Below are 24,010 nucleotides of genomic sequence, written 5' to 3'. Positions count from 1 at the left end.
AAATGCATATTTCAGGGATGAAAATGCCTATGGTTTAGTTATTTTTATTTTGAAGGTTTAAAACAATTAAAATAATAAAATAATATTGTACTTCTATATCCAAATAGATTCAGATAAAAACTTTGGGGAGAGTTATAATGTCTGATTTTCGTCTGAAAACTCCAGTAGCTTTTATTATCTTCAAACGCCCACATACCACCGAACGCGTGTTTGAAGCAATTCGCCAAGCAAAACCACCAAAACTATTTGTCATAGCAGATGGACCCAGGGAAGACCGTGCTGATGAATCAGAAAAGTGCAAAGCTACTCGTGCAATTATTGACCGTGTTGATTGGGAATGTGAAGTTATCAAAAATTACTCTGAGGCGAATATCGGCTGTGCAAAGCGTCTTCCTAGTGGTTTAGATTGGGTATTCAATCAAGTGGAAGAGGCAATAGTTTTAGAAGATGATTGTTTGCCTCATCCTACCTTTTTTCAATTTTGTGAAACCTTGCTTGAGAAATATAGATACGATCAAAGAATTTGTACAATTATTGGTCAAAATGTACAATTAGGACGAAAAAGAACAGATTATAGCTATTATTTCTCTATTTATAATCGCTGTTGGGGTTGGGCAACTTGGAGACGAGCATGGCAAAACTTTGATTTTGACATGAAACTCTGGCCAGAAATTAAAGAAAGTCGATTCCTAGACGATATACTTATAGACTCAAAATCTGTTAAGTTTTGGCAGCAAATCTTTCAGGATACATACGACGGTCGCATTAATACTGTATGGGATTATCAATGGACTTTTAATTGCTGGCTTCAGAACCAACTAAGTATTGTCCCAAATAATAATCTGATTTCTAATATTGGTTTTGGCAATAATGCAACTCATACAAAGCATACCAAGGGTAGCTTTGTTAAGACTTATGCTAATATGGCCACAGAACCAATTAGTTTTCCTCTCAAACATCCACCATACATAATTCGTGATTTAAAATCTGACAAATTCATGCAAAAAACCTTCTTTGAGTATGGCAATTTGTTGACAACTATAAAGTCGGTTATTAAGAAAAAAATTATGAATACTGAATCAAATAATTAAAGATAAAAATAATAGATTTTTCGTCCTACTTTTGAAATACTTAAGTATTGCCAAACCTCCAAATTTTAGCATGTGTAATAACTTGTTATTCCATAAGCTAAATCAATACTAAATCTAAAAACCTGTTACAGATAAAAAATTTGTGGAATCTAACGACAACAGTCGGAGTTTAGAAATTGAAAAACAAATTATTGACTTCTCTGCTATTAAAGCTAGAAATAGTAAGCGTTATTTTCTTGCTTTTCTTTGCTGAAACAGTAGTAGTACCAGATGCAGTCAGAACTCTTACAAATATCTTGAGTTATGGAATTGTAATTCTTTTAGTTAGTGTGCAATGGAAGCGTATTGCATATCTTGCTACCACAGACAAAACTCTAATATTGTTGACTATAATTGGTGTATTTTCAGTTTTGTGGTCTTACAGTCTAGGTGATACAGTAGAACAAGTCAGAGCTTTAGTACGTTCAACTTTATTTGGTCTATATTTGGCTTCACGATACACACCAAGAGAGCAGATAAATTTGTTGTCTTGGGTAGGAATTATATCTATATTTTTATGTACAATTGTTGGTTTTGCTGTACCTTCTGTTGGTACTCATGTTGTCAATGGAGTTGTATCTTGGAGAGGTATATATGCTCACAAGCAACACATGGGTCGCTTCATGGGTTTTTTAGCCTCAATTTTTTTGATTAATATTTTAGACAAACGTTGTAATCGCTGGTTTGCTTTTATTTTACTGTTAGTTTCATTAATTCTGCTTGTCCTTTCTAATAGTAAAACAGGATTAATAGTTTTTCTTTATCCTGTCTTTGCTTTTCCAATTTACATAATTGTGAAACAAAGAAAAAATAGATTTTTTATTCTATTGATCGCTGTACTGATATTCACTATTATATCTGCTTTGATTTTAGTAAATTTAGAATCAATAGTAGTTAATTATTTAGGCAAGGACATTGAGTTTAACGGACGTATTCCACTGTGGGTATCAACTATACAGGAAGGTTTAAAACGTCCTTTTTTAGGTTATGGTTATAATGCGTTTTGGACTAGTGATGCTTCTTATGACGTCATCCGTAATACGTGGCTACGGTATGAAGATATAGATCCTGACAGTCCTTTTCAGGCTCACAATGGCTTTATTGACCTATTTGTGCAACTGGGTTTTTTGGGGTTATCACTTTTTGTATTTCATTTATTGACAGTAATATACAGGGTAGTCAATATCTTGTTTATGACTAGAAAAATAGAAACCTTTTGGATGTTTATGTTTTTGGGAATTAATGTCCTAGTTAATACTAGTGAAGTGATTACATTTATGTCAACTAACAGTGTATTCTGGATTATTTATGTATCAATAGCCTTTTCATCAGCAGTTGAGTACAAGCAAATCAGGCGAGTTCAGTTAATTAGTTCTTTAAATCAAGCATAATTGCTACTTTAGCTAGCATTCTTTATTTGCAATCATCAGAATAATTAAGTACATATGATACGCGAAATAGAGTATACAAGACTGGCTGTGTTAATCACCTGTTACAACAGGCGAGATATAACCTTGACATGTTTGCAAAAACTTTATCAACAAAATGTGACTTTTGATGTTTATTTGGTTGATGATGGTTGTTCTGATGGTACATCGGATGCAGTCAAGCAAAATTATCCGGCAGTAAAAATTCTTCAGGGTGATGGTAATCTCTTCTGGGTAGGTGGAATGCGCTTAGCATTTGCCGCAGCTCTCCAAGAGGGTTACAATTACTATCTTTGGTTGAATGACGACACCTTACTTGATCCTAATGCCCTGACTAAGTTAATTACTAATCATTATGATCTGACACAACAAGGTTATCCAGACTCCATAATTGTTGGCTCGACTCGAGATCCATTAACAGGTAAAGCAACTTATGGAGGTGCTATGCGTTCAAAGCGTTGGTACTCAAATAAGTATGAGTTTGTAGAGCCAACTGGGGAACTTCAAGAGTGCGATACGATGTATGGCAATTGTGTACTTATTTCTAATTCTGTTGCCCAAAAAGTAGGTAATTTGGATTCTGCTTTCATCCATACATTGGGAGATATAGATTATGGACTTAGAGCGCGGAAGTTGGGATGTTCAGTATGGATAGCACCTGGGTACATAGGTACTTGCTCTAAAAATTCTGTTAGCGGAAGTTGGGTCGATACCAAGCTTCCGGTTCATAAACGCTTAACAAAACTGCTCCAACCTAAGGGTTATCCAATTAAAGCATGGACTATTTTTACCAAACGACATTCTGGTCCATTTTGGTTTATTTATTGGTTCTTACCATATCTACGCGCAGTCATTGGTTACAGAGATTTAAGTGCATCTCCTGCTTTTTGTGAACAAGTTCAACCGAAAATCTAAAAAGATTTGCTCTCATGGTTAACAATATACACAACTCTATAAAAATTCAATCAATTAAGACTCAGGGGTATTAGATTAGCTGAGCAAATCTATCAACCATAAAATTATGAGTAAACGCTTATTAATTGTTTCTACTCTTGATTCTAGTCAGCCTTTTGGTGCGTTTACAAGACCATTTTACCTTGGACAATATCTTAGTCAAGAGTTTGAGCTTTATCAAGTCGGCTTAGATTGTTCAGCAGTTAACTACGCACCTTCAGTCTCTATTGGCTCAAGAAGTATTCCTTTGTATGTCAAGACAATTAAAAAATGCATAGAAGAGTTTCATCCTGATGTTGTATATGCACAAGAAACACTACCTGGAATAACATCTTTGATTGCATTGACTACCACAAAGCAGAAAAAGTGCTCTCTTGTCTTGGATTTTCACACTTTTTCTGCCTATGAATACTGGAGTCGCTTATCTTCTGTTCCTAATCCTTTGAAGGAATTTTTGCAATTAATTAAGACATATATTGCTCAGGGAGTGTTGATATTTTCTGGTAATCCTATTGTTGCCGCAGGTGAATCAACTCCCAAACTGATCCAGCAATGGTATGGTAGACAACCCAGTAAGATTTACTGTATAGGCAATGGAGTTGCTGAAGACTTAATCAACGATCAATTTTCTCATACTACTGATCCATACCAACAAAAGCGACCAGCCAAGATAGTAGTAGTTGTTGCTCCTAAGACTTTTCAATTTCCGAGTAACGATATGTCTGTATCGATGGCGATCGAAATTGCCAAACACCTGGAATCTCATGAGCAAAAGGTTCACTTTGTGGTGATTGGTCGTGATGTGAGTGATGTTGACCAACCATTACCAGTAAATATTACTTTTGTTGGTTTTTTACCAGAGCGAAAAGATTTTGTTAATTATATTAAGTATGCAGATATAGGATTGCTACCATTTCCTAAACAAGCTGTTGCAGGTGGCGCTCGCAATAAAGCATTAGATTTTTTCGCTAGCAAAAAATTAGTTGTATCAACTCCAGAGGGTTTGAGGGGACTAGAAGAATTCTGTAATCAAAAGCATTTGATTGTAACAGGATTCTCGACTGGAGAGGTGGCTGATGCAATACTAGATGCAACATCCAACATGGAGAAATATCAACCACTTACAGAAGCTGCATATACTCTAATTAAAGAAAAATATTCGTGGTCAGCAAGAGCAAAAGCAGTTGCTGAAATTTTGGAAGCAACCAGAGATAAATTCAACATAGCTAAATAAAAGGCTAGTTGCTTGATAAGATTGTATAAACTTTAAACATGGAGATATCAAGAGTTTTAAAATATGGTTACTTAGTTATGCAAGAACTATAAAATTAATAAAACAATAGGATGAAAATAAAGATATTTTCAGATCCGCGATATCTTCCTGAAGGAGTTTATCCCGTTTCTCTCATCCAACCTTTCTGGCCAGAATATACAAAAAATTTTCAAATAGAAAGGGGAGGCTATTATATTCCTCCTTGGGATAAATTAATTACTAATTATGCAAATATAAGTAACTCTTTGTTTGAAATTACTACGTTAAAAGAAGCAGATTTTGCTGTTTTACCCTTTGATTGGTTAGACATTTCCGGGAACACATGGACAGCGAAGAGAAATGAATCAGCATATGCTTTAGCGATTGAGTTTGTCCAAATGGTAAAGCAAGCTGGTAAACCAATGATAATTTTTTATTGTGGCGATCGCTCCCATGAACATATTCCCATTCAGGATGCTTTTATTTTTCGTCAGTCCCTCATAGGTGCTAGAAGGCAGTCCAAGGAATTTGTCATGACTGCATTATATGAAGACTTAGTAGAATATTACCTCAAAAACCAGCTGACCATACGCCAAAAGCAGGAAAAGCCTATTGTGGGATTTGATGGTTGTGCCGATCAAGGTAATTGGTCAATAAAGTTTAAGGACTTAATTCGTCAAGGGGTAATGCTGGCTACTAATGGAGAAACTTTTCCACCCTACGAAGGACATCGCTTGCGAAATCAAGCTTTGAAGTATCTTAGCAATAGCCCTTTAGTTGAGACTAATTTTAAAATTCGCGACAAAATGGCGTTCTTTGAAGCTAAAGAACCTGAGGAAAAACTAAAAGTGCGTCTCGAATACGTGCAAAATATGGTGGAGAGTAACTATATTCTTTGTTGTCGTGGTCGAGGAAACTTTTCTCTCAGATTTTACGAAACGTTGTGTTGTGGACGCATTCCTATCTTTGTCGATACTGATTGTGTTTTGCCTTATGACTTCAAAATTGATTGGAAAAAATACTGTGTTTGGGTAGACAGTAAAGACTTGCCGCAAATTGCTCAAAAAGTAGCAGAGTTTCACAATAATCTTTCACCTGAACAATTTGTAGAACTGCAATACAATTGTCGGCAGATGTGGAAAGATTGGTTATCTTATGAAGGATTCTTTAACAACTTTTGGCAACATTTTCAGCTTTGATCGCTAAGAAGTGTTACAGCATTCTATAAAGACGGTAATAAGATGAATGTTGAGGCTGTGACGTAATTATATTTAATTACTTCACGGCTTTATTTTTGAAAATTTGATTAATTCATTCTGAAATATGAATCGACTGAAAAAATAGAATTGGTTATGAAGCTAAAGATATTCTCAGATTTACATTACCTGCCCAAAGCTTTACGCCCTGTTACTATACTTCAACTATTTTGTATTTTGATATATTCTGAATTGTTAGATAGCGAGTAAATATTTATAGAGGTAATCATGAAGCAATTGCCCTACAAATTTCTAGGTGTACAATTAGATCCACTTTCTATTCGAGAACTCAATTCATTAATTACAGAATCTATACAAAAAAATAAAAAATGGATTATTGCCAATCATAACTTGCATAGCCTTTATCTTTACCATCACGACGCAAAAATGCGAGCTTTCTATGCAAAGGCCAATTACGCCCATATAGATGGTATGCCATTGGTTTTCTTGGGAAAGCTGTTAGGTTTTCCACTCAAGCCAGAGCAAAGAGTCACTTATGCTGACTGGGTGTGGTCTCTAATGGCAGAAGCAGCTAATCAAAGCTGGCGTGTGTTTTATTTAGGATCTAAGCCAGGAGTTGCAGAACGAGGAGCTAAGATTTTACGTGAGAAGTTTCCAGGTTTAGAAATTGCTGTTCACCACGGCTATATAAATAAAGGAAGTCAGCAAAATCTTGAAACCTTGGCTGCAATTAATAATTACCAACCTCATGTGTTGATGGTGGGAATGGGTATGCCACGCCAAGAATACTGGATTTTAGACAACCTAGAGCATATTCATACCAATGCTATCTTGACTAGTGGCGCTTGTATGGATTATGTTGCTGGAGCTATTCCGACTCCACCTCGCTGGATGGGAAAGATGGGTTTGGAATGGTTGTATCGCCTATTTAGTGAGCCGAAAAGGCTTTGGAGACGTTACCTAGTAGAACCTTGGTTCGTAGCTGGACTATTCTTACGGGAGATTCTCAATGCCAAATAGAAGATTAGTAACTAGGCGACAAGCCTTATGGCTAAGTTTAGGTACTCTGACAAGTATAGGAGCGATCGCAACAGCTAAGGCTGGATACGAAAGTCGCCAGATCCAATCGCTCGATAACTCAAAAAGAAACTTTAAACTAACTACCTATACGCCTTTAAAAAAGCGTGCGTCGGCTAAGGGAATCATTTATGGAGCAGCAACAAGACGGGATCTTTTGGAATCAAATCCAAAACTAGTAAGTAGTTTTGTTCAACAGTGTGGAATTTTAGTCCCAGAATGGGAACTCAAGTGGAATTTTTTACGCCCTACTCCTAATAGATTTGACTTTACTGCTGGTGATTGGTTAGCTAAATTTGCCCGCACTCATGGGATACTTTTCCGAGGACACACTTTAGTCTGGCATGAAGCTTTACCTGAATGGTTTGAGGAAGTTGTTAACCGCCAGAATGCAGAAAAATTTTTGGTAGAACACATTACAACCGTTACAAAACATTATGCCGGACAAATCCATTCTTGGGATGTGGTCAATGAAGCAACAAAAATAGATCACAAACGCTCTGACGGCTTACGAAACTCACCTTGGCTAGAGTTTCTTGGACCAAATTACATAGAGCTTGCTTTTAGGATTGCTGCTGAACAAGATCCAAAAGCCATGCTTGTCTATAACGATACCGAATTAGAATATGACATCCCCAAACATGAAGCAAAAAGAGGTGCGATTTTGAAACTGCTAGAGCGTTTAAAGTCCAGAGGAACGCCAATTCATGGTTTTGGTATTCAATCACATCTATATGGTCACGAAACTCGTTTCAATCCTAAAAAATTACGGAAATTTTTAGCTGATGTTGCAAGTCTTGATCTGAAAATTTTGGTTACTGAACTAGATGTAAGAGATCAAAATTTACCCAAAGATTTAAAAACTCGCGATCGCATTGTGGCTGCTGCTTATGAAGACTATCTTTCAACGGTTCTAGATGAAAAAGCTGTGATTGCAGTATTAAATTGGGGATTGAGTGATAGCCACACTTGGCTTGCACAATATGCTCCCCGCAAGGATGATGCGCCAGTACGTCCTTTGCCCTTTGACTCAAACCTCAAACCCAAGTTGGCATGGAATGCGATCGCAAGGGCTTTCGATCAAGCATCAAAACGCTAAATAAAATCAAATTTTCAAAAATTTAAAGTTAGGTTCGACATAACAAGTCAATGAGTGAGTCTATTCCTAGTTTCATTTTTTAAGTCAAAAATCCTAAATTTTATATTCAGAGTGGTCTAATCAATTATGAGGAGGAAAAGCAGCTATGACTACTAAATCTTTCGTGCCAGTAGTTAGCTTCAAACCAGACTTACGCTCCGCAAAAGCTACGAGGATACAGAGAGGATTAGCTATCAGACTTTGGCGAGTCGTAACACTAATTTCTCTTGACATTACCGCCCTAATCTCAGCATGGAGCTTAGCCATAATTTATGGAACACCATTAAATTCTCCTTGGACACAAAAACCTTCTTTTATAATACTAACTCTGGTTTTGGTAATAGGCATGATTGCCACCAAAGGTCTATACAAAGCAGGTATTCAACGTCGCAACTATCCTGGATTGGTCAAAGCCGTAACTCTATCACAGGTATTACTTTTATTCATCGCTTTTCTCTACGAACCAAATCACTATGTCTCCCGTTCAACTTTTTTGATTTTCTGGTTGTCATCTCTGCTGTTTATCTGTATTGACCGCTATTTATTTGATGTTACTACTAAATTATTACGTCAAAAAGGAGCGATTCGTCATCCCATATTTTTAATTACAGAAAGAGAAGACAAAGAAAATCACATCAGAATTATAGAAAAAGAAAATTGCTACACAATCCAAGGTATTGCTGACTCTAGCTGCTTGGATTTATGTAATCGAGAGTCAACTTTTGAATATCTGCGTCAGCAGGGAATAGTAGAGGCTTTTGTTTCTTGGAGTGCGATAAAAAATCGTTTATATGTTTGCTGGAATTTCCATACAGCTGGTATTACCTTGCGAATCCTACCAACCGACAGCGAAGTGCGTCATCCTAAATCTATTTTTTGGATGATTGGTGAAGTTCCCTGTATGACAATTCCAGCACCCATTATTACGGGTAGTGATTTTTGGGTAAAACGGTGTTTTGACCTTTGTTGTTCTGTAATTTTGCTGTTGCTACTCCTCCCCATTTACGTGTTAATTGCCATATTAATTAAATTAGATTCTCCTGGACCAGTCTTCTTTAGACAAGAGCGCATTGGCTTACATAGCCGGAAGTTTAAAATTTGGAAATTCCGGACAATGATTACTAATGCAGAAAAGTTACAAGCAACTTTAGAAGCCAAGAATGAAATTAAAGATGGTGTACTCTTCAAAATGAAGGATGATCCCCGCATCACCCGAGTTGGTAAATTCTTGCGTCGTTACAGTCTGGACGAATTACCACAACTATTTAATGTTTTTCTGGGAGAAATGAGCCTTGTCGGTCCTCGACCCCTTCCTATGAGAGATGTCGAAAAGTTTAAAACAAAGCACTTTATCCGACAAGAAGTTCTTCCTGGTATCACTGGATTATGGCAAGTCTCTGGGCGTTCTGATATCGACAACTTTGAAGATGCTGTCAAACTAGATCTCGCTTACATTGAAAATTGGTCAGTCTGGCTAGATTTAAAGATCTTACTTCAAACGGTGAATGTAGTTCTGCACAAGACTGGTGCTTACTAAATAACTTTCAATCAAAAGATTTGTGGCGTTGCTGAATCTGGTCATGAATTATGTTTGTATACATTTTTGTAGAGACGTAGCATTGCTACGTCTCTACATATCCGTGAATTGTAAATTCATATCTTGATTCAGCAATGCCAGATTTGTTGTTTCCTCAGATGAAGTTTGAGAAATATTAAAAATTTTGGTTTATCCCCCTAAGCTTTTTTGAAGGAAAGTTAGGGGAATATCTAATTGCTTTGTATATCGACAAGTACTTTTCAAACCTCATCTAAACCCGTGTTTGCAAGTTTTAAAGTTGGGTAGGTGAGGAGAGATACAGAGCAAAAAAAGAGGGGAGGGGAAATCTCTTTTTGCTGCTGTCGCCTCCGACAATGGATGAGGGAAGCTTTCTCTCCTCACAGCGCGACACAGGTAGCACGGTTATAGGGATAAACAGATACTAAATCAGTACATCCGTGTTAAAAATACCTCTTGTGACACTACTTAGAGCGAACACTAACATTGAACCCTACTAAAACTGTTGTTCTTCTTCGTAGAAGAAAAACTCTGCTAAAAGTGTCAAGCCAATAATCCAAAGAAAACACAAAATGGAAAAGCCAATAATTACTGTCATTTTTATCACCTTAACCTTTTATTAATTTTTTTGAAAATCTTGATAAGAGTGGATTAATTTTCTGACAGTAGAGAATTTAAACTTGCTAGTGATGGGTAATAGAAAATCAACCTGAATAATTCATTCTGTTTTCGCAACAATCCATTTACTCCCGCACATCCACCTGTAATTGCAATCCGTCATTACCGTTAGTATTAGACTGGGCAGGTTGTAAGATCAGCTCTGAACCATTTGTCTGCGATCGCGGTTTGAGAATTCTCTGTAACTGCACAGGATTATTTATTTGTTGAGTAGTCTGAGCAGTATTAGTATTGTTGTTAATTTGACCAGCTAAATTTTGTTGTTGGTCAAAAAATATTGCAAAGTCATTCTCAGATGTTCGATCAGTGATTCCAGTCAGCGAATCACCAGATAAGGTATACCCCTGTTGGTGAGAACTCGATGATTGAGCTTGAACCTTGGTAGACAAGCCAGCCACAGTTGCCGCAATTACCAAAACAGCAAGAGTTCTTTTATTCATTGTGTTTATCCAAACTCTACATATATATATATTTGTATTAGATAGTGCCTGTGTGATGATTTTTAGCTCAATTCTAATATTACATCTATATAAAACTGTATTTCTACATACTTATTTTATTAAGTATTGATTGTTTTTAAATAAATTTAATATCATACAATTTAGTTAGGAAGTGGTAAAATTTCGAGCTTAATATTAGTTAAAGAAAATGTGTGAGTGGATGAAATCAGTCAAAGTGAAAAATGAAGAATTAGTAATACTGCAAATAAAAAGTCAAATAAGATACTTTGATCAATATGTATCTGTTTTTTATTTACTGAACAAATAAACTATTCTGTATCTAGATTGATCGATACTTCAGATATGCTGCTGGTAACTCAATTTTTGCCTATTTACAGGAATAGAGACAATTATGCGCTAACGTTAAAGGTAGATGAAGCTTTTCCAGCCTGCCCCTTGAAATTTGTCGAGGAGAAATAATGAGGTCGTAGGCAAGCTCGAATGCAGGAATTCGCTATGTATGAACTAATTCAAACTGTTTTAAGTAGTGACGAAAAAACGATTCTGCGTCAATTAATCTCCAAGTTAAGCGCCTCGGGTAAACGTTATTTCCTGAGAAATGAAATTCTGCACGCTTTTGCTGACTACTGTCACCAATTCCAAAAGCCTGCCTACTTTTTTCATTCTTCTTCCTTAGGAACACTTATTCACTATACGCATGAAATAATCTTGGAAGGAGATGATATTTGGTTGCTGGTGCGACCCAGGATAGGTAGTCAAGAAGTTTGGCGTTTGTTATCAGCAGACACGAGTAACTTTGAACTGCAAACACCACAAGCACTGCTTGATGTGTGTGATCGCTTTGTCAATCGCTACCAATCTCCAATTCTCGAAATCAACTTTCATCCTTTTGATAGAGGTATTCCATCAATCGATGACCCCAGAAACATTGGTCAAGGTCTAGCCTTCCTCAATCGTTATCTGTGCAGTCAAGTGTTAAGTGATCGCGAGTATTGGTTAGATGTATTATACGATACATTACACCGATTAGAATATGATCATAAACAGTTACTGATTGGCGATCGCATCAAATCAGGCATACAACTATACAAAGAAATTAAACAAGCCATCAAAATCATCGGTGAAAGACCACCGGAAGAACCCTACGAAAAGTTTCACAAACAACTACAAGCCCTTGGCTTAGAACCAGGTTGGGGTAACACCGCCTCCCGAGTACGTGAAACTCTGGAACTATTTGATCGGCTGATTGAGACCCCACAACCAGCCATCCTCGAAGCCTTCGTGGCTCGTATTCCCGCAGTTTTTCGCGTTGTTCTCGTTTCCATCCACGGCTGGATCGGTCAAGATGATTCTGTAGGTAGACCGGAAACTCTAGGTCAAGTCGTCTACGTCCTGGAACAAGCCCGGAGTTTAGAACATCAAATTCGTGAAGAAATTAAATTAGCAGGACTCGATTCACTCGGTATTCAACCGCAAGTAATTATTCTCACTCGCCTCATCCCCAACTGTGAAGGAACCCAGTGTAACTTGCGCCTGGAAAAAGTAGAGGGAACCGAAAACGCCTGGATATTGCGTGTTCCTTTCCGAGAATTTAATCCCCAAGTCACGCAAAACTGGATTTCTAAATATGAGATTTGGCCATATCTAGAAACATTTGCTGTTGATGCTGAAAAAGAACTCCTAGCTCAATTAGGGGACCGTCCTGATTTAATAATTGGTAACTACAGTGATGGTAATTTAGTTGCCTTTTTGCTGGCACGTAGCTTAAAGGTAACGCAATGCAATATCGCCCATTCCTTAGAAAAACCCAAACATTTATTTAGTAACCTCTACTGGCAAGAACTAGAACAACAGTATCACTTTTCAGCTCAATTTACCGCTGATCTAATCAGCATGAATGCAGCGGACTTTATTATTACCTCGTCTTATCAAGAAATTGTTGGCACACCAGACACTCTTGGGCAATACGAATCGTATAAAATATTTTCCATGCCTCAGCTATATCACGTAGTTGATGGCATTAATTTATTTAGTTCCAAGTTCAATTTAGTGCCACCGGGAGTAGATGAAAATATCTTTTTCCCCTACAACAAAATAGAAAGACGTGATGAAAGTCTACGTAAAAAAGTTAACGAGCTACTTTTTAGTAGTTCAGATTCACAAATCTTTGGTCATTTAGATGATCCTAACAAACGGCCGATCTGTGCGATCGCTCATATCACCCCAGTGAAGAATCTTTCTGGTTTGGTAGAATGCTTTGGTAAAAGTCAGGCTTTGCAGAAGCAATGTAACTTGATTATTGTTACCAATAAGTTGCATTTATCTGAAGCTACTAATTCAGAAGAAGCAACAGAACTGGAAAGAATCCACAACTTAATTAATCAGTACAATCTCCAGGGTCAAATTCGCTGGGTAGGAATGCGCCTTCCTAAACCTGAACTTGGGGAAATTTACCGAGTAATAGGAGAACGTCAGGGTATTTTTGTCCATTTTGCCCGCTTTGAAGCCTTTGGCAGACCGATCCTGGAAGCAATGAGTTCTGGTTTACCCACCTTTGCTACTGAATTTGGTGGTGCAGCAGAATTAATTGATGATGGAGAGTGTAAATTTCATATCAACCCCACAGACTTAGAAGGTACAGCTCAAAAAATTCTGCAATTTCTTGACCAGTGCAATACTCACCCCGAACACTGGCACGAAATTTCAGAACGGGTCATCCAGCGAGTCCGTAACAAATATAATTGGCAAATGCATACCAAACAATTGTTATTACTCGCTAAAATTTATAGATTCTGGGACTTTTTGAATAAAGAAAACCGTGAAGCATTACTACGCTACGTGGATACTTTATATCATCTGGTCTTTAAACCCAGAGCCGAAAAAATCCTGGAAGAACATATGCAACGATAAATAGTTATTTGTTGCTGGTTGTTAGTTGTTTACAACCAAAAACTAACAACTACCAACTACCAACAGTTTTTGTTCTGCCCACCCCTCAGTCTCCTAAGTAACAGCAGCGACGATGGATACAACAGGACGTCACCAGCACCTCACTTATACAGATTGGACCGTCAGGGAAACCCAGCTTGAACCCGAGCAGTTTCGCTACCGAGAAACAGTTTTTACCATCGGTAATGGTTATTTGGGAACACGGGGTAGCTTTGAAGAAGGCTATTCTTATGCCTTACCAGCTACCTTTATCCACGGTGTTTACGATGAAGTTCCGATTGTCTATACCGAACTAGCCAACTGTCCTGACTGGTTGCCATTTACAATCACCATTGATGGCGATCGCTTCCGTCTGGAAAAAGGCGAGATATTAAGTTATGAACGAATCTTAGACTTGCGTCGGGGAATTCTCAACCGTAGCGTACGTTGGCGCAGTCCCAATGGCAAGATAATAGACATCCATTTTGAAAGATTTGCCAGCCTCGCAGATGAACATGTTCTTGTCCTGCGTTGTCAACTCACCCCAGTGGATTTTGCAGGTGCGATCGAGATACAAGCCAGTATTAACGGCTACCCAGAAAACCAGGGTTTTAACCACTGGGAATGGTTAGATCAAGGAAAAACAGAAGCAGGAGTGTGGTTAAACCTGCGCACCCGTTCTTCCCGTATTCAGCTAGGGATGGCTACTGGTATAAAAATCTCGGGGGCAGAAGCTGCGCTGCAAGTTACTAGTCCACCGGGTTATCCTACACTCAGTGCATCTTTTCTTGCTTCCCCTGGACAAACTGTGACAGTAGATAAATTTGTGACAGTTTTTACCTCTCAACACCGGGAAAACCCAGTCACAGCTGCTTGTGATCAACTCGCCCAATTGCCAGACTACTCATTCTTGTTAACTGCCCATACCCAAGCTTGGGAAGAAGTTTGGCAAAAAAGTGACATTGTAATTGAGGGAGATGTGACAGCTCAGTTAGCTGTACGTTACAACCTCTTTCAGTTACTGATCGTTGCCCCGCGCAATAATGATAAAGTCAGTATCCCAGCTAAAACACTTTCGGGGTTTGGTTATCGCGGTCATATATTCTGGGACACAGAAATTTTTATACTTCCTTTCTTTATCTACACCCAACCAGAACTAGCGCGTAATTTATTAACTTATCGCTATCACACCTTGCCGGGAGCGCGGCGGAAGGCAGTACATTACGGGTATAAAGGAGCAATGTATGCTTGGGAAAGTGCCGATAGTGGTGATGAAGTAACACCTCGATGGTTACCCCCTAACGATCCTTACGGTGAAGATATTCGGATTTGGTGTCGCGATCGCGAAATTCATATTAGCGCCGATGTGGCTTATGCCATATGGTACTACTGGCAAGCTACCAACGACGACGAGTGGATGCGGGACTACGGCGCTGAGATCATTCTGGATACAGCAGTATTCTGGGGTAGTCGGGTAGAGTACAACACCAAACACGAACGGTACGAAATTCGGGATGTGATTGGTGCTGACGAATATCATGAATTCGTCCACAACAACGCCTTTACCAACCGACTAGTGCAATGGCATCTAGAAAAAGCACTTTATATATATGACTGGCTAGACAAAAATTTCCCCGGCAAAGCCACAGAACTAAAAGATAAACTGCAACTAACTGCCGGCAGGCGATCGCGTTGGAGTGATATCATTACCAACATCTGGATTCCCTACGACGAGTCCACTGGGCTGATTGAGCAATTTGAGGGATTTTTCCAGTTGCAAGATATTAATCTAGAAGACTACGAACCACGCACCAAATCCATCCAAGCGATCTTAGGTATCGAGGAAGGCAACAAACGGCAGGTGCTCAAACAACCCGATGTGTTAATGCTGTTGTACCTGATGCGACAATCACAGGAATCTCCCTACAACCCGCACACTTTGCAAGCCAACTGGGATTATTACGCACCCCGTACCGATATTAGTTATGGTTCCTCTCTCGGCCCGGCGATCCATGCCATCCTGGCCTCAGACTTGGGCAAAACAGCAGAAGCCTACGAAAGATTTATGCAAGCAGCATTAGTCGATTTAGAAGATGTCCGAGGTAATGCCCATGAAGGTATTCATGGGGCTAGTGCTGGTGGCATTTGGCAAGCAGTAGTTTTAGGTTTTGGTGGAATTCAAATGGGAAACAGTGAACCCATAGCCCATCCCCACCTACCTCCTGGATGGACACGCCTGAAGTTCAAGTTAATGTGGCGTGGTAAATGGCATGAGTTTGACTTGGGAACTGGGGACAAGGAGATAAGGAGACAAGGAAAATGGATAACAACCAACAAACAACCACCAACAACCATGTCAGCAGACATCCGAGGCTTTATCTTTGACCTAGACGGCGTATTAACAGATACAGCAGAATATCATTATCTGGCTTGGCAAAAACTGGCAGATGAAGAAGGATTACCCTTCAGCCGTGAGGCTAACGAAGCTTTACGAGGTGTATCTCGTCGGGAATCACTTCTACGTATAGTAGGGGATAGAAAGTATTCAGAAGCACAATTGCAAGAGATGATGGATCGGAAGAATCGTTATTATGTAGAATCTATCCAGAACATCTCACCACAAGATTTGTTACCTGGTGTAGTCACTTTACTTGATGAATTAAAACAAGCAGGAATTAAAATTGCCCTCGGCTCAGCCAGTAAAAATGCTCGAACTGTGATCGAAAAACTGGGTATTGCCAACCGCATAGATGCGATCGCTGATGGTTATAGTGTACAACGCCCCAAACCAGCCCCTGACCTATTTTTGTATGCTGCCAAACAATTAGGACTTGAACCAGCCCAGTCCGTAGTTGTGGAAGACGCAGAAGCAGGCATTGAGGCAGCTTTAGCTGGTGGGATGTGGGCAATCGGACTCGGTCCCGCTTCACGAGTTGGTGCTGCTCACATTGTCCTACCCAGTTTAGCAGGCGTGCATTGGAGTGATTTACACGCCAAGTTGAATGAGTTGGTGATCGGAAATCGGGGATAGGGGAAGGTGGGGTTCCCTTTGGGGATAAGGGACAACGGGAATCAGGGACAAGGGGGAGACTAGGAGGACTAGGAAGCATTTCTCCCGTGTCTCACACTCCCCACATTCCCCACACTCCCCACCTCCCATCCCCCGCTACCCAATTATGCCCTAACGCCTTAATATAAAAGAGTGCGTGTGTCTGTAGCAGTAGTAACTGTTTGGTTGGGGCAAAAATTATGAGTCAAATAGCAGGGGCTAAAGCAGATATTCCACTGCTCATTACAGAAGACAGCAGATATTGGTATCGACAGGGTAAACGATTTGATGATCAAGAGTGTTATGCAGAAGCAGTTGCATGTTATGACAGAGCTTTAATCAATAGCCCGAATGCATACTGGATCTGGTATAACAAAGGTTGTGCTTTACGAGAATTAGGTGAGTATGAAAGCGCAGTAGCTAGTTTTAAAGAGGCATCCGCACTGCGCCCAAATGATTACTGGGCTTATTACAATCAAGCTTGCATATTAATAGAAGATTTAGATCAATTTGAAGATGCGATCGCAACTCTCAATCAAGCTTTAGCAATTCGCCCAAATGACTACTGGACTTATTTTCGGCGTGGAGATGCCAAAAGGCACTTAAAACGCTATGAAGACGCAATTTCTGACTATGATCAGGCTCTATCAATCCGTCCAAATGATTACTGGGCATGGTTACGTCGTGGAGATGCTTGTAGGCATTTAAAACGCTACGAAAATGCCATTAACAGTTATGAACAAGCCCAAGCCATTCATCCACAAGATTTTTGGTCTTATTACAAGTTGGCAGATACTTTCAGATACACAGAAGACTTTGCAGCAGCCTTGAAGAATTATCAAAAAGCCATCGAAATCAAACCCAATGATGAGTATGCCTGGTATAATGGCGCCTGTTGTGCAGCCAGAATTGGGGATATTTCCCTGGCGATGGAATACCTAGAGTCAACCCTACTCATCAATCCAAATTTTCAGGAATTATTAAAGAATGATCCTGATTTAGTTATAATTCGCGATCGCGGACTACTAGGAGATTTGTTACGCGAAATTAATTGTTTAAATTGATCAAGAGGGAACAGGCAATAGGGAACAGACAACAAGTTGATTTCACACGTCATCCTTCATACTTCATAATTGTTATCTGAAGTATTTCACTAACAAGTTATTGCCATGACCCAGGCTAAAAACGTTCTTGGAGAACCCTTAGAGGTTTGTTGTACCTCACCCATGACAGGCTTTTATCGTGATGGACTATGCAGCACAGGTGCAGGTGATGTGGGCGTCCATGTAGTTTGCGCCCAAGTGACTGAAGAATTCTTGGCATTCACTAAGTCCAGAGGAAATGATTTAAGTACACCCGTTCCTGCGTTTGATTTTCCGGGTTTAAAACCAGGCGATCGCTGGTGTTTGTGTGCTTCTCGCTGGAAAGAAGCCCTAGACGCTGGAGTTGCACCACCCGTAGTTTTGTCAGCAACCCATGCGTCAGCTTTAGAATATGTTTCTTTGAGTGAATTGAAGCAACACGCGCTTTGAGGAAGATGGGGGGATGGGGCGATGGGGAGATNTGTGTAGACGCGGTAGCGGTGAGGGGGTCGCAGTCTTGGACGCCAGGTGCTTTATGCCGGGAGACCCGTCCACCGCACTGGCTCCGCTTCCCGTCACGATTGCGAACCCCCGTAGACGGGCGAAGCCCGGCTTCTCGAAGAGTACCCGGAGGGCTTCCCGTAAGGGTGGAGTGTGGGAATAACCATTAACCACTAACCACTAACAACCAACCACCAACAATCAACAACCAACTAACTTGTTTCCTGAATTTGCAGGCGAATAGTACGTTCTCCTGCACCACCAAGTTGTAATTCCATCACTTCACTACCAAGGGGTTCTAAGCAATCCAAGAGCGATCGCAACTCTGGTGTACTTGCACCAGTATCTACGTATAATCTGTCTGCTAAATTACCGATGCGTTTCCAAGTCATGTACAATTTACCGATGGTTTGTTCTAACTGGGACGCTTGATTTACTAAGTCAGCAGCAATGCTTAAACAACCGACTCTTTGTGCTTCTATGAGTGCGGTTTCGATGTCAACTTCTTGTTCGTTCAACGCTTGGACTTGAGCAGCAGCTTTAAGATATTTTGCCAGACTCCGCGCTTCTGAAGTTACCTGTTTGAGAGTATCGAGGTCGGGATTTTGAGCGATTTCCTTCTGTAAGCTTTTTTGATGCGATTCTGGCAGTTTTTCCATTTCCTTGACCAGAGGTGCAATATAACGGGGAGGAAGAACGTTTTCTGCTGCTTTTTGCTTGACTGGTTCGGGTAACAATTCTGACGACATCGCTGTCCATTCATCAGTGAGTTGACGTACTTCTCTTCTGGTGATGCGATCGCCTTTTTGTGCTGCTTCACTCACCATGATTTGCACTTCAGGCGCTGATTTGGCGGTTTCTACAAAGGCGCGTTTACTAAAATTCTTAATCGCACTTGGATCTAGCTTGCCTTCTTCTAAAAGCGTATCAGCACTATTGGCAAGCTGAATCCAAGCATAAGCCTGGCTTTTACTGATTTCCCGCTCTTTGAGCCATTTGAGAAATCCCGCACCCCTTCCGTCTCCCCCCTTTTTCTCGCGATCTCGAACTGCTCTTAAAATTCGCCCCCGCCAAATTTCTGTTTGCAAATCAAAGCGATCGCACACTTGCCAAGCTATATCTACCTGCTGTTGAAATTCCTGCTCCGGAATTCCTTCATCCTCTGGATCAGGTATCTCAAAATCCAGATCTGCCGGCTGTTGTAAGGCTGCGGCTAAGTCATCAAAATTATCGGTTGCTTGCACGGTTGGGAACGTAATAGTGTATGCGATCGGTTTATTATTACACAATCTGCGAACACTAAGTGTTGCTTGTTATGGCTGTGCATCACACCGCATATTTTTTTGATTACAGGAGGTGCGATCGCCAGTTCGCATTAATTGTTTTAGGGGTTGTTTGCAGCGATCGCACTTCTTGAATAGAGAGTTTTACTGACAGTTACGAAAATTCCAACTTTTCAGCCCTTCAGGTGTCCAATATTCTAAAGTACTATTTACACAGAGACACAGAGAATTTCTGTGTCTCCCCTTGTTTGCTCTACCACGTCTTCCTAGTAAAGCTCTGGGTTATGATGCTGCTACTTTCATTTCTGCTTTTACATTCGCATACGCCCAATCTAACCACGGTAGCAAAGCTTCAATATCTGTGGTTTCGACTGTTGCACCACCCCAGATTCTGATTCCAGGAGGTGCAGCTCGATAGGCAGCTATATCATAAGCTACTTGTTGTTTTTCCAGGATTTTAGCTATTTTTTTTGCACATTGTCCTTGTGCTTCTGGACTTAAGTCTGTAAACCAAGGATCAACAATCTTGAGACAAATTGATGTACAAGAGCGAGTTTCCGGCTTTTGGGCTAAAAATTCTGCCCAGCTACTTTGCTCTACCCATTTGGTAATGGCTGCGAGGTTAGCTTGGCTGCGGCTAATCAAACCAGGAAGTCCGCCGATGCTTTCTGCCCATTTCAGCCCATCTAGTGCATCTTCTACACATAACATTGATGGTGTGTTGATGGTATCTCCCTGAAAGATACCTTCAATTAATTTGCCTTTTTGCGCCAAGCGAAATAGCTTTGGTAAAGGACGGGGTGGCTTGTAGGTTTCCAAACGTTCCACAGCGCGGGGTGAAAGAACGATGACGCCATGCTGCGCCTCTCCACCCAAGACTTTTTGCCAAGAATAAGTGACTACATCTAACTTATCCCAAGCTATATCCATCGCGAAAACTGCTGATGTAGCATCGCAGATGGTTAACCCAGTGCGATCGCTAGCAATCCAATCGCCATTTGGGACACGAACACCGGAAGTTGTTCCATTCCACAAAAATACTACGTCGTGGCTAAAATCCACTTGCGATAAATCCGGTAAACTTCCGTAAGGTGCTTTCAGAATGCGAGTATCGGGTAACTGGAGTTCATCCACCACATCTTTTACCCATTCCTGACCAAAGCTCTCCCATGCCAAAATATCTAGGGGTAGTTTTCCCAGCATTGACCACAGAGCCATTTCCACTGCACCTGTATCGGAAGCAGGGACGATACCCAGACGATAATCTGCGGGTACACCCAAAATTTTCTTAGATAGCTCTATGACTTCTTTGAGCTTTGCTTTCCCACCCTCAGAACGGTGAGAGCGCCCTACATAAGCATCTTGCAGAGCAGAAACAGACCAGCCAGGACGTTTGGCACACGGGCCAGAGGAAAAATGCGGACGACAAGGCTTGGTGGTTGGAGGAGTAAGAGGTGCTGACATTGGTTGAAGTTGCAAAATCACAAATGGGGGACAATAAACCCGGTTCCTATAAGGAAACCGGGTCTCTACATATTCAATAAAAAATTAGAAACTAATGAAACGATCATGCCAGATTAAATACACGTTTGTTTAGAAGAATATAGGCAAAAGTATGCGGTGTTCGCATAATTAGTATTTTTATTGAGCAAAGCTAAACTAGCAAACTAGTCAAATTCAAGCTAGCTTAAAAGAAAGTCAGTAAAATTTACAAAATAACTAGAAATTTTATCTTGACAAAGTTGTGTCTCTATTTACAGAGACAATCAGATAACTCTATTAAATCATGAACCAGGTTGATTACCTCCGGATTAGTTTGATTGATCGCTGTAATTTCCGCTGTCAATACTGTATGCCAGAGGGGACAGAACTAGACTATATCCTCAAACAAGATTTATTGACTGATGAGGAATTGCTCACCCTCATTCAAAAAGTTTTTATACCTCTAGGATTTACCCGGTTTCGTTTAACAGGGGGAGAACCTTTGTTACGTCCGCGTGTGGTAGAGTTGGTGAGTGCGATCGCTTCTTTTCGGGAAACACAAGACCTCTCGATGACAACCAACGGCTTTTTACTCGCCCCGATGGCGCAAAGTCTCTACCATGCTGGATTACGGCGGATTAATATTAGCTTGGATTCTCTCGATCCTGAGGTTTTTGACCAAATTATTGGCAATCGTGGTCGTTCTCGTTGGCAAGATGTGTGGAATGGAATTCAAGCAGCTTATAGTGTCGGATTTGACCCGTTGAAAATAAATGTTGTGGTTATCCCTGATGTTAACGACCAGGAAATTTTGGATCTAGCAGCATTGACCATTGACAAACAATGGCATGTCCGCTTTATCGAGTTTATGCCAATTGGTAATCTGTCATTATTTGGCGATCGCGGTTGGATATCTTCTGCCGAACTCAGGCAACGCATCCACGCACGCTGGGGATTGACAGAATCACAAGTTTATGGTAGCGGGCCAGCCGATATATTTCAAATTCCGGGAGCAAAGGGGACTTTGGGTTTTATCAGTCAGATGTCCGAGTGTTTTTGCGATCGTTGTAATCGGATGCGTCTTTCTGCTGATGGTTGGTTACGTCCGTGTTTATTAAATGAAACTGGGCAAATAGATTTAAAAACAGCCCTACGAACTGGAGTTAGTACCAGCAAACTTCGGCAAAAGGTGAGAGAGTTACTAGCCATTAAGCCAGAAATCAACTTTAAGTCACGTAATTCAGGCACAACAGGCGCATATACTCGTACCATGTCGCAAATAGGTGGATAGTCGTTGATATATTCAAATTCTAATCTCTTCAAGATTGCCAACTTTTTAGAAAAGTCCTGGATCTGGGCGACTCAAACTTGTTTTTATCTACTCTAGAAACTAGACAAAATTTACAGGAGATCATGCGGTGAGTAGTTTGGGCAAAAAAAGATTAGATGTAGCGATCGCCATCGCTGCTTGCGCCATTGGTGGTGGTGGTATTTCAGCTGCGCCGACTCCTGGCGTAGAAGTTCCGAAGCAGGTTGTCTTAACGACCTCTGATATTGCCATGTACACTTCGATCTGGAAAATCTATTTTGAAGAAGATTTATCTAGCAAACAAGTGATAGAAATGTTGGTAGAGATAGGTTTAGTAACAGTAGCAGCAGTAGGAACAGCTTATATTGTTTCCAAAGCAACCACAGCAATATTGTGTGAAATTACAGACTGGTTTGGGCCAGCCGGTTGGGGTATTGCAGCAGCGATCGCAGGTTCTTTAACAGGTTTATTTGGCGCTACTTGGGCAGTATATTGCGATTATATTTATCGTCAAAATTCAAATTTGAGAAATTTTCACACCAAGTAGTTAGGCAAAATATAAAGTTATAGGTAGAAGTAAGAAAACCCGAAAATAAAGAATGTGTGATGAAATTTTTCAAATACTGAATCAAAATCAGATTACTCATCAATAACCTTTTATTAACTTAAAATTTATCTGTTGTACTTACCCCCTATCCCAAAAGATTAAAGAAAAACTTTTCTTCCAAAACATATCTCTACTCTGCGTTCCTCTGCGTGAACCTTTGCGTTCCTTTGCGTTAAAAAATATATTATTCCGATGCTTTACCAAAACACTACTCAATCAGATAACTGTGCCAAGTGGGTTCAGTATCTTTACGACTCTGTTCTGGAAGTAGTAACCGCCACGTCTTACCCTCTTTTTGCAGTTGCAGATACACTTCAAACGGTTTGTTTAGTTGTGTTAATTTTCGTTTCGGTAGCTTGAAGGTGAAATCGTAGGTTCCACGAACTTGGTATGTAATCAGATTTTCAATAGTCAAAGGTTTTTCTTGGGTAATTGACAGGTGGTTAATTTGAAATCCCTGAAAATCAAGATCCAACTGTTGGTTGAGTTGCTGTTGGGTTTTCTCCAACTGAAGTGCGATCGCTTTTTCCACTAACTCATGAGGTGGTGTAAGTACGCTGGTAGTACATGCAGTCAGTACTAATAGCACAATGACAATGATTGTTAGCCGCATTTTTTGCCGTATAACTGCCAAAAACAAAGTTTTAGGGGGAAATCAGGAATTTATACTACTCTTCCTGTAGGATATACCAAACTACAGACTGAATCTGAACTCAAATCCATACGTATTAATTTTCTCTTTCTAATGAATTTAATTGCTATTTCTCCTGGAAAAATTAACACCTATGACAGCAGTTAGCATGATATTAACCGTACACTTAAGTATGCATTGATGAGTATAAAATTTTTCTAAAACTTTAGTTCACAATATTAATTTTGG

18 protein-coding genes are annotated in these 24,010 nt (G+C 40.0%); 14 read left to right on the top strand and 4 right to left on the bottom strand.

Annotated elements, in window-relative coordinates:
• Positions 1 to 137 precede the first annotated feature (137 nt).
• The 8 genes from NIES592_RS18970 (at position 138) to NIES592_RS18935 (ending at position 9,732) form a co-directional block, all read left to right on the top strand.
• Positions 138 to 1,091, top strand: a complete 954-nt coding sequence (locus NIES592_RS18970) for a hemolytic protein HlpA-like protein (protein ID WP_073556570.1) — start codon at positions 138 to 140, stop codon at positions 1,089 to 1,091.
• Between the two features lie 176 nt (positions 1,092 to 1,267).
• On the top strand, positions 1,268 to 2,521 hold the full coding sequence (locus NIES592_RS18965) for an O-antigen ligase family protein (RefSeq protein WP_073556569.1): 1,254 nt from the start codon (positions 1,268 to 1,270) through the stop codon (positions 2,519 to 2,521).
• A gap of 54 nt (positions 2,522 to 2,575) precedes the next feature.
• The gene (locus NIES592_RS18960; RefSeq protein WP_073556568.1) at positions 2,576 to 3,472 is read left to right on the top strand and encodes a glycosyltransferase family 2 protein; all 897 of its coding nucleotides are present in this window, start codon (positions 2,576 to 2,578) and stop codon (positions 3,470 to 3,472) included.
• A gap of 106 nt (positions 3,473 to 3,578) precedes the next feature.
• Positions 3,579 to 4,745, top strand: coding sequence for a glycosyltransferase family 4 protein (locus NIES592_RS18955; RefSeq protein WP_073556567.1), 1,167 nt, complete (start codon positions 3,579 to 3,581; stop codon positions 4,743 to 4,745).
• Positions 4,746 to 4,855: 110 nt separating this feature from the next.
• Positions 4,856 to 5,962, top strand: coding sequence for an exostosin domain-containing protein (locus tag NIES592_RS18950; RefSeq protein ID WP_062244234.1), 1,107 nt, complete (start codon positions 4,856 to 4,858; stop codon positions 5,960 to 5,962).
• Between the two features lie 285 nt (positions 5,963 to 6,247).
• Positions 6,248 to 7,000, top strand: a complete 753-nt coding sequence (locus NIES592_RS18945) for a WecB/TagA/CpsF family glycosyltransferase (RefSeq protein WP_073556566.1) — start codon at positions 6,248 to 6,250, stop codon at positions 6,998 to 7,000.
• Positions 6,990 to 8,156: an endo-1,4-beta-xylanase gene (locus NIES592_RS18940; RefSeq protein ID WP_062244240.1), complete on the top strand. Its 1,167-nt coding sequence runs from the start codon at positions 6,990 to 6,992 to the stop codon at positions 8,154 to 8,156. The genes NIES592_RS18945 and NIES592_RS18940 overlap by 11 nt, the downstream gene beginning before the upstream one ends.
• A 145-nt stretch (positions 8,157 to 8,301) precedes the next feature.
• On the top strand, positions 8,302 to 9,732 hold the full coding sequence (locus NIES592_RS18935; protein ID WP_073556565.1) for a sugar transferase: 1,431 nt from the start codon (positions 8,302 to 8,304) through the stop codon (positions 9,730 to 9,732).
• A 761-nt stretch (positions 9,733 to 10,493) separates the two neighbouring features.
• On the opposite strand, the gene NIES592_RS18930 is transcribed toward NIES592_RS18935, so the two are convergent.
• On the bottom strand, positions 10,494 to 10,868 hold the full coding sequence (locus tag NIES592_RS18930; protein ID WP_073556564.1) for a hypothetical protein: 375 nt from the start codon (positions 10,866 to 10,868) through the stop codon (positions 10,494 to 10,496).
• A 516-nt stretch (positions 10,869 to 11,384) separates the two neighbouring features.
• Between NIES592_RS18930 and NIES592_RS18925 the strand changes: the two genes are divergently transcribed.
• The 4 genes from NIES592_RS18925 to NIES592_RS18910 all read left to right on the top strand — a co-directional run bounded on the left by NIES592_RS18925 (position 11,385) and on the right by NIES592_RS18910 (position 18,398).
• On the top strand, positions 11,385 to 13,799 hold the full coding sequence (locus tag NIES592_RS18925) for a sucrose synthase (RefSeq protein ID WP_062244251.1): 2,415 nt from the start codon (positions 11,385 to 11,387) through the stop codon (positions 13,797 to 13,799).
• Positions 13,800 to 13,911: 112 nt separating this feature from the next.
• Positions 13,912 to 16,848 (top strand): beta-phosphoglucomutase, encoded by a 2,937-nt coding sequence (pgmB, locus tag NIES592_RS18920; RefSeq protein WP_073556563.1) that lies wholly within the window; start codon positions 13,912 to 13,914, stop codon positions 16,846 to 16,848.
• Between the two features lie 218 nt (positions 16,849 to 17,066).
• On the top strand, positions 17,067 to 17,930 hold the full coding sequence (locus NIES592_RS18915; protein WP_073556562.1) for a tetratricopeptide repeat protein: 864 nt from the start codon (positions 17,067 to 17,069) through the stop codon (positions 17,928 to 17,930).
• A gap of 105 nt (positions 17,931 to 18,035) precedes the next feature.
• Positions 18,036 to 18,398 carry a DUF2237 family protein gene (locus tag NIES592_RS18910; protein WP_009455671.1) on the top strand — a complete coding sequence of 121 codons (363 nt, stop codon included), beginning with the start codon at positions 18,036 to 18,038 and terminating at the stop codon, positions 18,396 to 18,398.
• A 263-nt stretch (positions 18,399 to 18,661) separates the two neighbouring features.
• Here NIES592_RS18910 and NIES592_RS18905 read toward each other — a convergent pair whose 3' ends face one another.
• Both NIES592_RS18905 and NIES592_RS18900 read right to left on the bottom strand, forming a co-directional pair.
• Complete coding sequence (locus tag NIES592_RS18905; RefSeq protein ID WP_062244264.1) at positions 18,662 to 19,693, bottom strand: hypothetical protein; 1,032 nt, start codon at positions 19,691 to 19,693, stop codon at positions 18,662 to 18,664.
• 321 nt (positions 19,694 to 20,014) lie between these two features.
• On the bottom strand, positions 20,015 to 21,196 hold the full coding sequence (locus NIES592_RS18900; protein WP_062250435.1) for a phosphoserine transaminase: 1,182 nt from the start codon (positions 21,194 to 21,196) through the stop codon (positions 20,015 to 20,017).
• A 322-nt stretch (positions 21,197 to 21,518) separates the two neighbouring features.
• Here NIES592_RS18900 and moaA point away from each other — a divergent pair, with 322 nt between their 5' ends.
• Entirely contained in the window at positions 21,519 to 22,505 is a 987-nt protein-coding gene (gene moaA, locus NIES592_RS18895; RefSeq protein WP_073556561.1) for a GTP 3',8-cyclase MoaA, read from the top strand.
• A gap of 127 nt (positions 22,506 to 22,632) precedes the next feature.
• Positions 22,633 to 23,070 (top strand): hypothetical protein, encoded by a 438-nt coding sequence (locus tag NIES592_RS18890; RefSeq protein ID WP_062244269.1) that lies wholly within the window; start codon positions 22,633 to 22,635, stop codon positions 23,068 to 23,070.
• A gap of 268 nt (positions 23,071 to 23,338) precedes the next feature.
• Here NIES592_RS18890 and NIES592_RS18885 read toward each other — a convergent pair whose 3' ends face one another.
• Entirely contained in the window at positions 23,339 to 23,743 is a 405-nt protein-coding gene (locus tag NIES592_RS18885; RefSeq protein ID WP_073556560.1) for a hypothetical protein, read from the bottom strand.
• Between the last annotated feature and the right edge of the window lie 267 nt (positions 23,744 to 24,010).

The organism is Fischerella major NIES-592, from assembly GCF_001904645.1.
GTDB lineage: Bacteria > Cyanobacteriota > Cyanobacteriia > Cyanobacteriales > Nostocaceae > Fischerella > Fischerella thermalis.
The sequence above is the reverse complement of the archived record's forward strand: the minus strand, read 5'-3'. Positions and strand labels throughout refer to the sequence as shown.

Coding starts and splice junctions, on each gene's coding strand:
- NIES592_RS18945 (WP_073556566.1), top strand. CDS start 6,248: ATGAAGCAATTGCCCTACAAATTTCTAGGTGTACAATTAGATCCACTT.
- NIES592_RS18915 (WP_073556562.1), top strand. CDS start 17,067: ATGAGTCAAATAGCAGGGGCTAAAGCAGATATTCCACTGCTCATTACA.
- NIES592_RS18970 (WP_073556570.1), top strand. CDS start 138: ATGTCTGATTTTCGTCTGAAAACTCCAGTAGCTTTTATTATCTTCAAA.
- NIES592_RS18950 (WP_062244234.1), top strand. CDS start 4,856: ATGAAAATAAAGATATTTTCAGATCCGCGATATCTTCCTGAAGGAGTT.
- NIES592_RS18925 (WP_062244251.1), top strand. CDS start 11,385: ATGTATGAACTAATTCAAACTGTTTTAAGTAGTGACGAAAAAACGATT.
- NIES592_RS18940 (WP_062244240.1), top strand. CDS start 6,990: ATGCCAAATAGAAGATTAGTAACTAGGCGACAAGCCTTATGGCTAAGT.
- NIES592_RS18960 (WP_073556568.1), top strand. CDS start 2,576: ATGATACGCGAAATAGAGTATACAAGACTGGCTGTGTTAATCACCTGT.
- NIES592_RS18885 (WP_073556560.1), bottom strand. CDS start 23,743: ATGCGGCTAACAATCATTGTCATTGTGCTATTAGTACTGACTGCATGT.
- NIES592_RS18910 (WP_009455671.1), top strand. CDS start 18,036: ATGACCCAGGCTAAAAACGTTCTTGGAGAACCCTTAGAGGTTTGTTGT.
- NIES592_RS18900 (WP_062250435.1), bottom strand. CDS start 21,196: ATGTCAGCACCTCTTACTCCTCCAACCACCAAGCCTTGTCGTCCGCAT.
- NIES592_RS18930 (WP_073556564.1), bottom strand. CDS start 10,868: ATGAATAAAAGAACTCTTGCTGTTTTGGTAATTGCGGCAACTGTGGCT.
- NIES592_RS18955 (WP_073556567.1), top strand. CDS start 3,579: ATGAGTAAACGCTTATTAATTGTTTCTACTCTTGATTCTAGTCAGCCT.
- pgmB (WP_073556563.1), top strand. CDS start 13,912: ATGGATACAACAGGACGTCACCAGCACCTCACTTATACAGATTGGACC.
- NIES592_RS18935 (WP_073556565.1), top strand. CDS start 8,302: ATGACTACTAAATCTTTCGTGCCAGTAGTTAGCTTCAAACCAGACTTA.
- moaA (WP_073556561.1), top strand. CDS start 21,519: ATGAACCAGGTTGATTACCTCCGGATTAGTTTGATTGATCGCTGTAAT.